Here is a 13,410-nt window from a genome sequence, read left to right on the forward strand (position 1 = left end):
GGCTGTTATGTCAAATTTAATGGCATTTGATACGGTATTTGAGCAATGTTCGATTGCACTTTTGGCAGATGGTACTGTAATTTATGAACAGACTGTGCCAGGTGGTCGTGGTCAAACCGAGATTATCTTATCTTTGGTGGATGAAGCGTTGTCTCAGACGAATATTAAGTTATCAAACATAGACTGTTTGGCGTTTAATCGTGGTCCTGGTGCATTTAGTGGCATTCGCATTAATACCGCAGTGGTACAAGCTTTATCGGTGGCACATGAAACTTTGTGCGTAGGTGTTTCAAGTTTGACTGCACTGGCAGACACGGCACATCAGATACACCGATTTGCAGAATCATCGTACATCACGGCGGTTATGGATGCACGCCAAAATCAAGTCTATGCTGGTAATTTTATGATCAAACATGATAATATTCAGCCAATCGTAGATATCAGCAATGTCTATGGCAACGAATTTTTGGTAGATTATGGCAGTACCATGCCTGCTGATATTATCGTTGGTGATGGCGTATCTTTAATTAACACAAATGCCAATATTAAACTAAAACTTCAACCAACAGCAAGCGATATCGCTCGATTGGCTTGGGGTGAATATCAACAAGGTCATGCAGTGCGTGCAGAACACGCTTTACCTGTTTATCTTAGAGATAATGCTTGGAAAACTTTGGCTGAGCAAGGCAAATAACGACGATTGACCACTTTATCGTGATGTATTTGGTCAATGGTAGTATTTAATTTAACAGCCAATCAAGCCTTATTGGGCTGATGGTGTTCAAGTTGGTTGAAGCGGTGGCGTGTCTATTTTTTTATTTTTGAGATGATTGATGGATATTTTGCTGATTATCAAAGCGATCATAATGGGCGTGGTGGAAGGCATTGCTGAATTTTTGCCCATTTCAAGCACAGGGTATCTGATTTTGTCTGCAGATATCATGAATTTTTTAAGTGGTGAATTTCGCAATTTATTCATTGTATTTATTCAATTGGGTGCAATCTTAGCGGTCATTTATGATTATTGGGGCAGGCTTTGGGGTGCGTTCATAGGATTGGTGACAGGGCATTCACCAGATCTTACCAAGCCAAGACAGCTTGGCTTTTCTTTGATGATTGCAAGTTTGCCTGTGGTTGTGGTTGGTTTTACGATGGCGGATTTTATCACCAATGCACTGTTTCATCCTTTGGTGGTGGCAACCATGCTCATTTTAGGTGCATTGATTATCATTTATGCTGAAAAAAACCCTCGTCCAATCCACGCACCAGAAGCTGAAAATATCAGCTTTAAAACAGCACTTGGTATTGGTCTGTGTCAGTGCTTGGCATTGATTCCAGGGACGAGTCGTTCAGGTTCGACGATTATTGGAGCGCTGCTTTTGGGGACATCTCGCAAGGCGGCGACGGAGTTTTCTTTTTTCTTAGGCATTCCTGTAATTATTGGTGCTGCATTGCTTGATTTAATTAAGCATTTTGATGCAATACAGACCTTAACTGATTGGCTGATCTTGCTGATTGGGACGGGGGTGTCTTTTGTTATCGCACTTTTGTGCATTCGATTGATGGTGGCTTGGGTGAGCCAAAAAGACTTTATGATTTTTGCTTGGTTGCGAATTGCGACAGGTGTTTTGGTGTTGATTGCATTTTTTGGGTTTAATTATCAAATCCAAGCTTGAGTCATCCTTTTAAGTAATAAACTGACATTTTAGAGAGCGATTGTGCGATTATCATTGATTTATGACAAGCCAAATACCGTAGTAGATGAGCTTTTGTCTATCTGTCAGGCGTATGATTTGCCACTTGACTGGGTGGTACACCGGCACAATAAGCTCAATGATAAGCAAATTTTACAGTTGAAACAAACTGGCGATACACCCATCATCGCCATCTTAAAAAACACACCAACATTAATCAAAGTCGAAGACAAAACAATCATCAAATCTACACTAAATTGGTCAGCACTTCAGCATCGCATTGTGACAGCAGGGCGTAAATCAGAGCTAATTTTGCAGGCATGTAAACCTCAAGCAGGTATGACGGTACTAGATGGCACAGCAGGTTTTGGTCATGATGCCCTAATTTTGGCAAGTAGTGGCGCTCATGTGACTTTGTGCGAGAGCAATCCTGTGATGGCATTACTACTCTATTATGAATATCAGGCAATGGCTCAAGTGGCAAATTGGCAAGGACTTTTGGGTCGTATGGATATTATTTACAAAGATACCAGTGAGATGACAGGGGAATTTGACTGTGTGTATTTAGATCCGATGTTTCCCAAAGATAGCTATAAAGCCAAGGTAAATAAGCAGATGCAAGCGTTGCATGAATTGGCAGCACCACCAACACAATCAGAAGCACACCAGATTTTTTGTCGGTCGATGAACATGATTAAACCAAATGGCAGACTGATTATCAAAAGACCAATCGGCGCACCATATTTTGTTCAACAACCACCAAATCACAGCATTCAAAACGACGCATTAAGATTTGATCGCTATGATAAAAACGGATACTCAGCCTTACATCTGGGGTAATGATCATTTATCAATAGGCTGGTTATGAAAACCTATTTATTTGGGAGAATTTAAAATGGATGGCTGGATCATATGGGCATACCTTGCCTTAAATGTTTTGATATTAATACAAAATTTCACACAAAAAACTCGCATCAGAAAACTTGAAGATGCGTTGTTTGTCTATAAAAAACAAGAATGGCTTGAGTACGCACAATCGCAAGCAAATTTACCACAAGTCAAAGCCATCAAAGCCATTCGTGCCAAATTTCCAGAAATTAGCTTAAGGCAAGCCGTGCAGTTGTACGTCATGGTAAGCCCACCAAAGAATCACTCATGAAAAATCTTAAGACCCACGCACCCATGACGGTTAACGAAAAGTTCATTGCATGGTTGCAACTGACACGCTTTGATAAACCTGTTGGCACTGAGCTGTTATTACATCCCACGCTTTGGGCATTATTTTTGGTCTATGCAAGTAAAAATGCATTACCAAATTTTTGGCATATTGTGATTTTTGCCTTGGGAGCGATTTTGATGCGTGCTGCTGGCTGTGCCATCAATGATTTTGCTGACCGAAAGGTGGATGGACAAGTCAAACGCACCCATGCAAGACCTTTGGCAGACGGCAGGCTGTCACCAAAAACGGCAGTACTCACTTTTATTGGCTTATCATTATTGGCGGCGTGCTTGCTGTTTTTTTTACCCAAATCAGTTTTTTATTGGTCTTTGGGTGCGGTATTATTGGCATTTATTTATCCGTTTATGAAGCGATTTACCAATATACCGCAATTGGTATTGGCAGCAGCATTTGGCTGGGCAATTCCGATGGCATTTGTCGCTGTACAAGGTGCGCCTGATTTATGGACTTGGGTGCTATTTATTGCCTATATGTGCTGGACGGTTGCTTATGATACTGAGTACGCCATGTGTGACCGAGATGACGATCTTAAAATTGGTGTAAAATCAACCGCCATACTCTTTGGTAGATATGATGTCACAATTATCATAGGTTTGAACCTTATCTTTACGGTGCTGATGAGTGTTTCATTTTGGCATTATTTTGATGATTTGCCCAAATGGCTGTGCATTATGACATTTATGCCTGTGCTTGCGATGTTTTTTCGGCAATATCAGCTTATCGCCAATCGTGAACGCTTAGCGTGCTTTATCGCCTTTAAAGAAAATGTTTGGGTGGGGCGGTATATTTTGACCATGACGGTGATTTTTTGTTTGATTTATTTTAGATAATCTTATCATGTTATAAATTTATAAAAATTGACTGCCTATTATTTTCTGTTATTTTAAAGAAACTTTTTGGCATTTTGCTAAATTGTCATCAAATTGTCATAAACCAAATTTATAATTTGTACAGCTTAAGTAACTAAGCCACTGCATAAAAACCTTGGAAACTTAGGTTGTTTGAAGTGGTTTTTTCGTTTATCTTTGGTGAATTTATGGTAAATTCTACAAAACAAGCCACGCCGATAGCAGTCAATCTATTTTTTGGTTTGCTATTGGCTGGAATGAGTATCTATTTTATCCAATGGGGCTTGGTCTACACAATGCATCAGCAGGTGCTATTGTTTATGATTGCAAGTTTCTTTGGTATTTTTATGGCATTCAACATTGGCGGTAACGATGTTGCCAACTCATTTGGCACATCCGTGGGTGCAGGTACGCTATCAGTCACTCAGGCGTTGGCAGTTGCGGCAATTTTTGAGGTATCAGGTGCCGTTTTGGCGGGGGCAGCGGTCACAGATACGATTCGTAGCGGCATTGTTGATATCGGTCAATTGGGCGTTTCCCCAAATCAGTTTATTTACTTGATGCTTTCAGCACTCGTTGCAGCGGCATTTTGGCTATTATTTGCAACGAAGCGTGGTCTACCAGTATCAACCACACATGCCATTATTGGTGGTATTGTGGGCAGTTCAATCGTGCTTGGCATTAGTATCGGTGGGGTTGATTTTGCATTTTCAACGGTCAAATGGTCAAAGATTCGTGATATTGCACTTTCTTGGGTGATATCGCCTGTATTAGGCGGGGCATTATCATATTTATTATACAGTATTATTAAAAAAAATATATTGGCATATAATGATAAAGCGGAATTGGTCGTTAAGACCATTAAAGCCAAAAAAAAGGCACTTAAGCGTGAACAAAAAGAGTATTTTGAGACACTTGATGATAAAGAAAAGTTGCCATATACCAATGCACTGCTGCGTGACCAAGAGGCTTTTAAAGACGGTGATTGTCAGCGTGATGATTTAGAAACCCAATATTACCGTGCCATTTTTGACCTTGAACGCCGCCGTGACAATCTTGATACACTAAAGGCTTTAAAGACATGGGTGCCACTCATTGCCGCTTTGGGTGCGGTGATTATGACAGCGATGGTTGTATTTAAGGGTTTGGCAAATACAGGTTTACAATTATCCATTCTCCAAGCTGGTTTGGTGATGGGTATGCTGGGTGCTTTGGTATGGTTGACCGCTTTTATTTATACCAAAACCATTCGTGGTAAACATAAAGAAGCCTTAGGTAAAGCGACTTTTGTTATGTTCAGCTGGATGCAGGTATTTACAGCATGTGCCTTTGCTTTTAGCCATGGTTCCAACGATATTGCCAATGCAGTCGGTCCTTTTGTTGCCATTATGGATGTGATTAAAAATAACGCAGTTGAGGCTCAGGCAACGGTGCCAGCACCTGTCATGCTAACCTTTGGCGTTTCACTGATTGTAGGTTTATGGTTTATTGGTAAAGAGGTTATTCAAACAGTTGGTACCAACCTTACCGAAATGCATCCAGCTTCAGGTTTTTCAGCAGAGCTTGCAGCAGCTGCAGTTGTCATGGGTGCTTCTAGCTTGGGCATTCCTGTTTCAAGTACGCACATTTTGGTGGGCGCTGTGCTTGGTATTGGTTTGGTGAATAAAAATACCAATTGGCGTTTGATGAAACCTATTGGTTTGGCTTGGGTTATTACCTTACCAGCAGCAGCAACTATCAGCGCTATTTCATTCCTATTGCTTACATATTTTCTTTGATTGACAGCACAAAACGGTTATTTTATAGGCTTGTGTTAATCTTAAGCCGCTAAATCCCTTTAGATCTGATATTTAAAGGGATAATGTTTTTCATTTTTATGATTTAATTTTTATGATAAAATCAAATGCAAATATATAAAATAATAATAAATTTTAATAAAATTAAATAAATTAAATCTAAAAATAGATAAATACAATCGCTAAAAGGGTTGATATTGATAATCTTTGCCCTTAAATTGTTGCTTGGTTTTTCTTAATGATATAATTTCTATATTTGTCATTAAGTCTTATAAATGATCGTTTATCGCATCAATGAATTGCCTTATAATTCATTAATAATCAATACCTTTGGAGAAAATGATGAAAACCGTCTTTCATGCCGCTGATTCTCGTGGTGATGCCGAACATGGTTGGCTAAAAAGCCGTCATACCTTTAGCTTTGCAGAGTATTATGATCCACAGCGTATGGGCTTTGGTGTGCTTCGTGTCATTAATGATGATTGTGTTGAAGGCGGAATGGGCTTTGGCAGACATCCGCATCAAGATATGGAAATTATTTCACTGCCTTTGAGTGGTGATTTGGCACACAAAGACAGCATGGGTAATGGCAGTATCATTAAAAATGGTGATATCCAAGTTATGTCTGCTGGTACAGGCATTACTCACAGCGAAATGAATGCTAACGCTGATAAGCCAGTGAAGTTTTTACAAATTTGGGTCTTAACTCGTAAAAATGGCATAAAACCACGCTATCAACAAGTCACCATTGCCGATCAAGCCAAGCCAAATGATTTTCAACAAATTTTATCGCCAAATGCAGATGATGATGGGGTATGGATTCATCAAGATGCTTGGTTTTCATTAGCCAACTTTGATAAAGACACCAGTCGCTACTATCAAATCAAAAAGTCAGGCAATGGTGTTTATGTATTTGTGATCAAAGGTAGTGCAAACATTGGCGATCGACAACTTGGCGAGCGTGATGGTTTGGGTATTTGGGATGTGGATGGTTTTGAATTGACTGCGACCAGCGACGCCCAAGTCTTATTGATGGATGTGCCAATGGATATTGCACCCAATACCAATCAGCCTTAATTCATTTATTCATTAAGGTAAGGTTTATTGATGCCGTTGGTATGATTATGATTGTTGTCAAATAAAAATTAAGCATAAAAAACACGCTCAGTAATGTACTGAGCGTGTTAAAATATTGGCATCCCATAGGGGATTCGAACCCCTGTTACCGCCGTGAAAGGGCGGTGTCCTAGGCCTCTAGACGAATGGGACGCAGTTTGCAAAGCCTAACCTTTGCTGAATTTCGGTGCTTTCACCATTGATCCGAAATTGGTTGCCATTATATCATGATATTTTTAATCGTCAATCATTTTATATAAAAATTTTGATAAAAATTAATAAGTCATTGATTTTCAATAAAATAATTTGGTCTGCTAGTCTTTAAAGTTATTAAATTGTAAAGGTATGCCAAATGTCTTTTCTTTTAAAAAAGCCATAGCAAGTTGCAGATTATCTTTTTTCTTATCACTGATTCTAATTTTATCGCCTTGGATACTGGCAGATACTTTTAAATCAGATTCTTTGAGTGTTTTTGAGATTTTTTTGGCGGTATCGCTGTCTAAGCCATCTTTTAGATGGATGATTTGCTTGGTTTGTTTCCCTGATTGGCTTTTATCTTGTGGGTCAAGTGATTGTAAATCAACGCCTCGTTTAATCAATTGTTTTTCAAAAATCGCATACACATTATCTGATTGTAATTCATTATCAGTGGTAATGGTAACTGTTTTGGCTTTTTCATTCAGTTGAATACTGATATCGCTGCCTTTAAAATCAAAGCGGTTGGCAACCTCTTTTTCAGTATTTTGAACTGCGTGCTTAACCTCAAAAACTTGTAATTCTGAAACCACATCAAAAGATGGCATGATAATTCTCCTTATAATTGGTTTTAAGTAATTTTTAAATTTATCCATCAAGTCAGCGATGGCGTCTGATGGGGGCTGGTTGGCGTGTCATTTTGAGTTAAATTGGCATGATTGGTTGATAAAAGTGTATTTTGATTGACAATATGGCAAAACAGTTCAGCAGTTTTTTGGGCATCGTATAGTGCTGAATGTGCATGTTGATTATCAAATTCAAGCCCAGCAATCATACAAGTTTTTGCCAAAACGGTATGACCATAAGTCAATGCAGCAAAACTCACCGTATCTAATACACTAAAAGTATGAAAGGGTGAATGGTTTTTGCTATTGGTTCGTGCAATGGCAGCATTTAAAAATCCCAAATCAAAATGTGCATTATGCCCAACCAAAATACACTGACGGCAACCATGTTCTTTTTTTAGGGCTTTTAATGCTTTAAAAATACGACACAAGGCGGTTTTTTCATTTTCGCTGATGGCTTTTCTAAAGGGGCTATCAGGATTAATGCCAGTGAATTTTAGAGCAGCTGGCTCAAGATTGGCACCATCAAATGGCTCAATGTGTGCATTTAATGGCTCACCTTGATAAAGATTCCCATCATTATCCATCAAAATCGGCACACAAGCAATTTCAAGCAATGCATCGGTGGCAGCATTAAATCCAGCAGTCTCCACATCAATCACGACTGGCAAAAATCCACGAAATCGTTCAGCGATGAGAGTTTTGGTTGGTTTGACTATCTTGCTCATATACCAACCACTTGCCAAGGTAAAACTTCACCTGCCAACAACGGTGTCAGCGTCTTATTGCCTAAATAATGAAAACTCTCAGGTATGGTCTGTGGTTGTTTTATTAGGGTGATTTGAGTGGTGTTGATTGCTAAGCCATAAAATTGTGCACCATATCGGCTGGCAAAGTTTTCAAGTTTATCAAGTGCATTGACACTTTCAAATGCCATGGCGTAGAGTGGTAGAGCGTGCAAGGCACTATAACAACCTGCACAGCCACACGATGATTCTTTCGTGTGTGTGGCATGAGGGGCGGAATCTGTCCCTAAGAAAAACTTAGGATTGCCACTGGTTGCCACTTCAAGCAAACGCTTTTGGTGTGCAGCACGCTTTAAAATGGGCAAACAATAATAGTGCGGCTTAATACCGCCAACCAGCAGATGATTGCGATTAAATAAAAGATGCTGCGGGGTAATTGTCGCTGCGATGTGATTGCCTTGAGCAAGACAAAAATCCGCTGCATCGGCGGTAGTGATATGCTCCATGACAATTTTTAAATTCGGAAATTGTGTGATAATTTTATTTAGCACATCATCCAAAAATCGTTTTTCACGATCAAAGATATCAATGTTGCTATCGGTAATTTCACCATGCACCAGTAGCGGTATGCCATGCTTTTGCATGGCCTCAAATACCAAGCTGCGTGCCAAAATATCAGTTACACCATCAGCTGAATTGGTGGTTGCTCCAGCAGGATATAGCTTAACTGCCGATACAATGCCTGTTTGTGCGGCATCGTCAATATCTTTGGCAGTGGTTTGGTCGGTTAAATAAAGCACCATGCGTGGATCGAAACTATCTTTGCGAGTGGCCGGTAAATCACTGTCTTTTAATGCCTTTAAGATGCGTTCACGATAAGCGATGGCTTGATTGGCAGTTTTAACAGGTGGCACCAAATTAGGCATACAAATCACACGGTTAAAACTGGTTGCCGCATGCCGAACGGTGGTTGCCAGAGCTTCACCATCACGCAGATGGATATGCCAGTCATCTGGCTGAATGAGAGTTAATGTCTTTGTCATCATCTACTTTGGTCTAAAAGTATACAAAAAATTCATTATTGTAGGGATTGGTATTTTTGTCAAGGCTTAAGAGCAAATTTGATAAAAATGACAGCTGATATCCAAATTTAGGCTGCTTATATCACTAAGTGGAGATATCAAAAACTCCCAATTGCTTGATTGGGAGTTTTCTAAGATTAGTGTTTATCTTGATAGTCAAGCTGTGGTACAGCATTGCCACCACCGAAGCCTAATAATCCTGATTGGACATACAGCCCCAATTTTTGGCGTGTATCTGCAATATCTAGATTACGCATGGTGAGTTGACCGATACGATCAAGCGATGTGAAGGCAGCATCTTCAACTTTTTCCATAGATAAGCGATCAGCTTCATAGGTTAGATTTGGTGATTTGGTATTTAAAATGCTATAATCATTGCCACGGCGTAGCTCAAGCGTGACTTCACCTGTGATGGCTTTGGCAACCCATCGTTGAGCGGTTTCACGAAGCATAAGTGCTTGTGAATCAAACCAACGCCCTTGATAAAGCAGACGGCCCAAACGCAAGCCATTAATACGGTACTGCTCAATGGTGTCTTCATTGTGAATGCCTGTCAGCAGTCGTTCATAAGCGATGTGCAACAATGCCATACCGGGAGCTTCATAAATACCACGAGATTTTGCTTCAATGATGCGATTTTCGATTTGGTCAGTCATGCCAAGCCCATGACGACCGCCAATCTCATTTGCCTTTAACATCAAATCAACAGGGCTATCAAAATGCTCACCATTTAACGCTGTTGGCACACCTTCTTTAAAACTGACTGTAACCGTCTCGGTAGCAACTCTGACACTGTCATCCCAAAAACGCACCCCCATGATTGGCTCAACGATGTGCATGCTGGCATCTAAAAACTCCAAATCTTTGGCTTCATGCGTTGCACCAAGCATGTTAGAATCCGTTGAATAGGCTTTTTCAGCAGACATTTTATAATCAAAGCCATTATCAATCAAAAACTGACTCATCTCAGTCCGACCACCTAGCTCATCAATGAATGTTTGGTCAAGCCAAGGTTTATAGATTTTTAGTTCAGGATTGGCAAGCAAACCATAGCGATAAAATCGCTCAATGTCATTGCCTTTATAGGTTGAACCATCACCCCAAATATGAACATCATCTTCTTTCATGGCAGTAACCAGCATCGTCCCTGTCACCGCACGACCCAATGGTGTGGTGTTAAAATAAGGCATGCCACCTGTGGTTACATGAAATGCCCCACACTGAATGGCAGCAATGCCTTCTTGAACAAGCTGTAAACGGCAATCTACCAACCGTGCCTTGACCGCACCATATTGTTTAGCTTTGGTAGGAATGGCATTGTAGTCATCTTCGTCTGGCTGGCCCAAATTGGCCGTGTAAGCATAAGGCAGCGCCCCTTTTTGCTTCATCCAAAGCAGGGCAGCTGAGGTATCCAAACCACCCGAAAAAGCGATGCCGACTTTTTTACCGATAGGCAGATGCTGCAAAATAGTTGCGTTGCTCATATGAATATCCTTGATATATGGCTAAATAAAATTATCAATAAATTATAACATTTTTTATGATGATTGGATATGAAACCTAAGATAATTTGCTTTTTGTTGTAAAAATATGAGTTTTATAACACTTTATTATGCCAAATATGCGATGCTTTTGTTATACTATCATTTTAAAAAATGATAGCTATTATTTAGGAATTAATTATGGTTTAGGAGTTAATCATGACTATAGATCGGCGTATCGTGATTGACACCCAATCACAGTGCTTAACTTTGTATCAAGGTAATATTTTGTTGCGTCAATTTGCCGTTTCAACCGCAAAAAACGGCACAGGTCAGCTAGAGGGTACAGGTTGCACACCACTTGGTGAACATGTCATCGGTCAAAAGATTGGCGGTGGCTTGCCTCCCAATGCCGTGTTTGTTGCAAGGCAATTTACTGGCGAGCTTTATGATGTACAGTTGGGTCAAAATTTCCCTAATCGAGATTGGATACTTGGGCGGATATTGTGGCTTGAAGGTCAAATCAATGGCTATAATCATGGCGTGGATAAGACAGGGGCATTGGTTGATACTAAGTTACGGTATATCTATATTCACGGAACGCCCGACACAGAGCCTATGGGTCGGCCGATGTCGCACGGCTGTGTCAGAATGCGTATTGATGAGATTGTTTGGTTATTTGATAAGGTTGAGGTTGGAGATTTGGTACTGATTCAATGATACACCATCTTAATACGATGACTTGATACCACAAAGATGGCATTTGCCAAAGTAAAAGTAATTGACGGTTGTCAGATATCATCATTGCAAGAAAAATAATTTTTGTTGATCGCACCAATTGATTAAAGCACCACCTAAAGGTAGTTGTATGAATTTACAAAAAGTTGACCTAAATTTATTATTTTATTTAGATGTCTTATTACGAGAAAAAAATGTCACTCGTGCAGCTGAACAGCTTGGCATCACGCAGCCTGCAATGAGCAATATTCTACGCCGACTACGCTCATTATTTAATGACCCACTTTTGGTGCGTTCATCTGAGGGCATGACACCAACTGAACGAGCTTTTGAGTTACAGCCACGCATTCGTGAGGTATTGTTAGACATCACAACATTACTTGAGCCACGCACCGAGTTTCGTCCATATAGTACTTCTCGAGTGTTTCGCATTATGACCAGTGATTATGCAGAAGCAACACTGGTACCTCGTTTGGTGAAAGCGTTGCGTAGTGAAGCACCTAATGTTATCTTGGATTTTTTGACGCCATCAGATGTCTCTTATCGAGACATGGAGCAAGGGCGGGTGGATTTGGCGATTAATCGCTTTAATGAGATACCACAAAGCTTTCATCAAGTTTTGGTTTGGAGAGATACATTCAGCTGCCTTTTATCGGCAGACAGTTCCTATGCCAATCGTTTTAATTTAAAAAATTACCTAAAAGCACACCATATTTGGGTATCAAAGACAGGTATGGGCGTGGGATTTGGTGTCAATCCTGAAAAGTCAGGTGGTCTTGGCTCCATTGACCAAGCACTCCAAAGACTTGGTCAAAAGCGGCAAATCAGTGTATTTACTAGGCATTATCAGATGCCTGCAATGCTTGTTGCGAATAAAGATTTAATTGCAACACTGCCCACACGAGTCGCTCGCTTACAAGCAGATAATCATCCTAATATTATCATCAAAGAACCGCCATTTTTTATTCCCGAGTTTGAGCTGACCATGGCATGGTCACCGCTTCTTCAGCATCATCCTGCTCATCGCTGGTTACGCCAGTTAATTTTGCATGTGGCACGACAAGTCATTGCTGAAGAAAATCAAGTCATCAAAGCATAGCAGCCATCTAAGGTGTCTTTAAGCGATATTTTATGGTTTGGCAGAAGGGCGTTTATTGCGTTGGTCGGGCAATATGCGACGCTCCTCATCAAAACTTGACAGCGGTAAGAAGATAATATTGCTTTTTGGTAAATTTTCGTGCTGAATTAATCGCCAGTTTTGTGGCTTGGGGCTACTGATTTGCAAGTAATATTTGGCAGGGGTGTCATCAAGTTGCACTTTGCCAACATACACATTATCTTTTTGATGGACAATGGTAAAATCACGATCTTTTGTATCATCAGTGGCATGCGAGATATGCACCGATAACTCATCTGGGTAGGTTAATGGTGTATCATTATGAAAGTTTTGGGTTGAAAGATTTTGGGTGGGATAATTTAATTCAAAGCGTATATCGGTTGTATTGGCATGCCAAGATAGTCGCATGACACCAAAAACGCCCAAATCATGTGCTAATTGATCACGAGATGAGTCTTGGTATAAGGTTTTGCCATCCATATACCAATCATCACGGACGGTTGAGTCTTGAATTTTTATGGAATAAAAAATAAAAAATAAACAAATCACTACAACCAACACAGGCAATCCAATGACAAAAATTAAAACCATATAGTTTTTGTACCAAATATTTGCCTGTTTATTGGGTTTGGGTGTCAGTTTCATGATATTTGCCAATGATTGTCATCAAAGTAGGTTGAGCTAAAATGGGTCTTATTGTAGCACAGTCAGACCCATTTAGGTGAAAAACC

General features: G+C 40.1%; 14 protein-coding genes and 1 tRNA gene. 9 read left to right on the plus strand and 6 right to left on the minus strand.

Annotated elements, in window-relative coordinates:
- The first annotated feature begins 7 nt into the window (after window positions 1-7).
- The 7 genes from tsaB (at window position 8) to HMPREF2573_RS02595 (ending at window position 6,655) form a co-directional block, all read left to right on the plus strand.
- The gene (gene tsaB, locus HMPREF2573_RS02565) at window positions 8-694 is read left to right on the plus strand and encodes a tRNA (adenosine(37)-N6)-threonylcarbamoyltransferase complex dimerization subunit type 1 TsaB (protein ID WP_003671714.1); all 687 of its coding nucleotides are present in this window, start codon (window positions 8-10) and stop codon (window positions 692-694) included.
- A 139-nt stretch (window positions 695-833) separates the two neighbouring features.
- Window positions 834-1,676: an undecaprenyl-diphosphate phosphatase gene (locus HMPREF2573_RS02570; RefSeq protein WP_003657559.1), complete on the plus strand. Its 843-nt coding sequence runs from the start codon at window positions 834-836 to the stop codon at window positions 1,674-1,676.
- 42 nt (window positions 1,677-1,718) lie between these two features.
- Window positions 1,719-2,534 carry a class I SAM-dependent methyltransferase gene (locus HMPREF2573_RS02575; protein ID WP_003671712.1) on the plus strand — a complete coding sequence of 272 codons (816 nt, stop codon included), beginning with the start codon at window positions 1,719-1,721 and terminating at the stop codon, window positions 2,532-2,534.
- A gap of 55 nt (window positions 2,535-2,589) precedes the next feature.
- Window positions 2,590-2,853 carry a hypothetical protein gene (locus HMPREF2573_RS02580; protein ID WP_049156389.1) on the plus strand — a complete coding sequence of 88 codons (264 nt, stop codon included), beginning with the start codon at window positions 2,590-2,592 and terminating at the stop codon, window positions 2,851-2,853.
- Window positions 2,850-3,764 (plus strand): 4-hydroxybenzoate octaprenyltransferase, encoded by a 915-nt coding sequence (gene ubiA / locus HMPREF2573_RS02585; RefSeq protein ID WP_003673312.1) that lies wholly within the window; start codon window positions 2,850-2,852, stop codon window positions 3,762-3,764. The genes HMPREF2573_RS02580 and ubiA overlap by 4 nt, the downstream gene beginning before the upstream one ends.
- A 167-nt stretch (window positions 3,765-3,931) precedes the next feature.
- Window positions 3,932-5,560 carry an inorganic phosphate transporter gene (locus HMPREF2573_RS02590; RefSeq protein WP_003660308.1) on the plus strand — a complete coding sequence of 543 codons (1,629 nt, stop codon included), beginning with the start codon at window positions 3,932-3,934 and terminating at the stop codon, window positions 5,558-5,560.
- 360 nt (window positions 5,561-5,920) lie between these two features.
- On the plus strand, window positions 5,921-6,655 hold the full coding sequence (locus HMPREF2573_RS02595; protein WP_003671708.1) for a pirin family protein: 735 nt from the start codon (window positions 5,921-5,923) through the stop codon (window positions 6,653-6,655).
- Between the two features lie 116 nt (window positions 6,656-6,771).
- Here the strand turns inward: HMPREF2573_RS02595 and HMPREF2573_RS02600 are convergent.
- The 5 genes from HMPREF2573_RS02600 to argG form a co-directional block, all read right to left on the minus strand.
- A tRNA-Glu gene (locus HMPREF2573_RS02600) sits at window positions 6,772-6,847 on the minus strand.
- Between the two features lie 161 nt (window positions 6,848-7,008).
- Window positions 7,009-7,497, minus strand: coding sequence for a YajQ family cyclic di-GMP-binding protein (locus HMPREF2573_RS02605; protein WP_013108086.1), 489 nt, complete (start codon window positions 7,495-7,497; stop codon window positions 7,009-7,011).
- Window positions 7,498-7,544: 47 nt separating this feature from the next.
- Complete coding sequence (gene rnt / locus HMPREF2573_RS02610) at window positions 7,545-8,243, minus strand: ribonuclease T (RefSeq protein ID WP_065249038.1); 699 nt, start codon at window positions 8,241-8,243, stop codon at window positions 7,545-7,547.
- The gene (gene pyrC / locus HMPREF2573_RS02615) at window positions 8,240-9,307 is read right to left on the minus strand and encodes a dihydroorotase (protein WP_003663057.1); all 1,068 of its coding nucleotides are present in this window, start codon (window positions 9,305-9,307) and stop codon (window positions 8,240-8,242) included. The genes rnt and pyrC overlap by 4 nt, the downstream gene beginning before the upstream one ends.
- A gap of 173 nt (window positions 9,308-9,480) precedes the next feature.
- The gene (gene argG, locus HMPREF2573_RS02620) at window positions 9,481-10,827 is read right to left on the minus strand and encodes an argininosuccinate synthase (protein WP_003660304.1); all 1,347 of its coding nucleotides are present in this window, start codon (window positions 10,825-10,827) and stop codon (window positions 9,481-9,483) included.
- 216 nt (window positions 10,828-11,043) lie between these two features.
- Here argG and HMPREF2573_RS02625 point away from each other — a divergent pair, with 216 nt between their 5' ends.
- On the plus strand, window positions 11,044-11,544 hold the full coding sequence (locus tag HMPREF2573_RS02625) for a L,D-transpeptidase (RefSeq protein WP_003657550.1): 501 nt from the start codon (window positions 11,044-11,046) through the stop codon (window positions 11,542-11,544).
- Window positions 11,545-11,692: 148 nt separating this feature from the next.
- The gene (locus tag HMPREF2573_RS02630; protein ID WP_003657549.1) at window positions 11,693-12,661 is read left to right on the plus strand and encodes a LysR family transcriptional regulator; all 969 of its coding nucleotides are present in this window, start codon (window positions 11,693-11,695) and stop codon (window positions 12,659-12,661) included.
- Between the two features lie 30 nt (window positions 12,662-12,691).
- Here HMPREF2573_RS02630 and HMPREF2573_RS02635 read toward each other — a convergent pair whose 3' ends face one another.
- Complete coding sequence (locus HMPREF2573_RS02635; protein WP_003657548.1) at window positions 12,692-13,324, minus strand: FixH family protein; 633 nt, start codon at window positions 13,322-13,324, stop codon at window positions 12,692-12,694.
- Window positions 13,325-13,410 lie beyond the last annotated feature (86 nt).

This window comes from Moraxella sp. HMSC061H09 (genome assembly GCF_001809255.1).
In the GTDB taxonomy this organism is placed as follows: Bacteria; Pseudomonadota; Gammaproteobacteria; order Pseudomonadales; family Moraxellaceae; genus Moraxella; species Moraxella catarrhalis.

Coding starts and splice junctions, on each gene's coding strand:
- HMPREF2573_RS02625 (WP_003657550.1), top strand. CDS start 11,044: ATGACTATAGATCGGCGTATCGTGATTGACACCCAATCACAGTGCTTA.
- HMPREF2573_RS02580 (WP_049156389.1), top strand. CDS start 2,590: ATGGATGGCTGGATCATATGGGCATACCTTGCCTTAAATGTTTTGATA.
- HMPREF2573_RS02630 (WP_003657549.1), top strand. CDS start 11,693: ATGAATTTACAAAAAGTTGACCTAAATTTATTATTTTATTTAGATGTC.
- HMPREF2573_RS02605 (WP_013108086.1), bottom strand. CDS start 7,497: ATGCCATCTTTTGATGTGGTTTCAGAATTACAAGTTTTTGAGGTTAAG.
- tsaB (WP_003671714.1), top strand. CDS start 8: ATGTCAAATTTAATGGCATTTGATACGGTATTTGAGCAATGTTCGATT.
- rnt (WP_065249038.1), bottom strand. CDS start 8,243: ATGAGCAAGATAGTCAAACCAACCAAAACTCTCATCGCTGAACGATTT.
- ubiA (WP_003673312.1), top strand. CDS start 2,850: ATGAAAAATCTTAAGACCCACGCACCCATGACGGTTAACGAAAAGTTC.
- pyrC (WP_003663057.1), bottom strand. CDS start 9,307: ATGATGACAAAGACATTAACTCTCATTCAGCCAGATGACTGGCATATC.
- argG (WP_003660304.1), bottom strand. CDS start 10,827: ATGAGCAACGCAACTATTTTGCAGCATCTGCCTATCGGTAAAAAAGTC.
- HMPREF2573_RS02570 (WP_003657559.1), top strand. CDS start 834: ATGGATATTTTGCTGATTATCAAAGCGATCATAATGGGCGTGGTGGAA.
- HMPREF2573_RS02595 (WP_003671708.1), top strand. CDS start 5,921: ATGAAAACCGTCTTTCATGCCGCTGATTCTCGTGGTGATGCCGAACAT.
- HMPREF2573_RS02635 (WP_003657548.1), bottom strand. CDS start 13,324: ATGAAACTGACACCCAAACCCAATAAACAGGCAAATATTTGGTACAAA.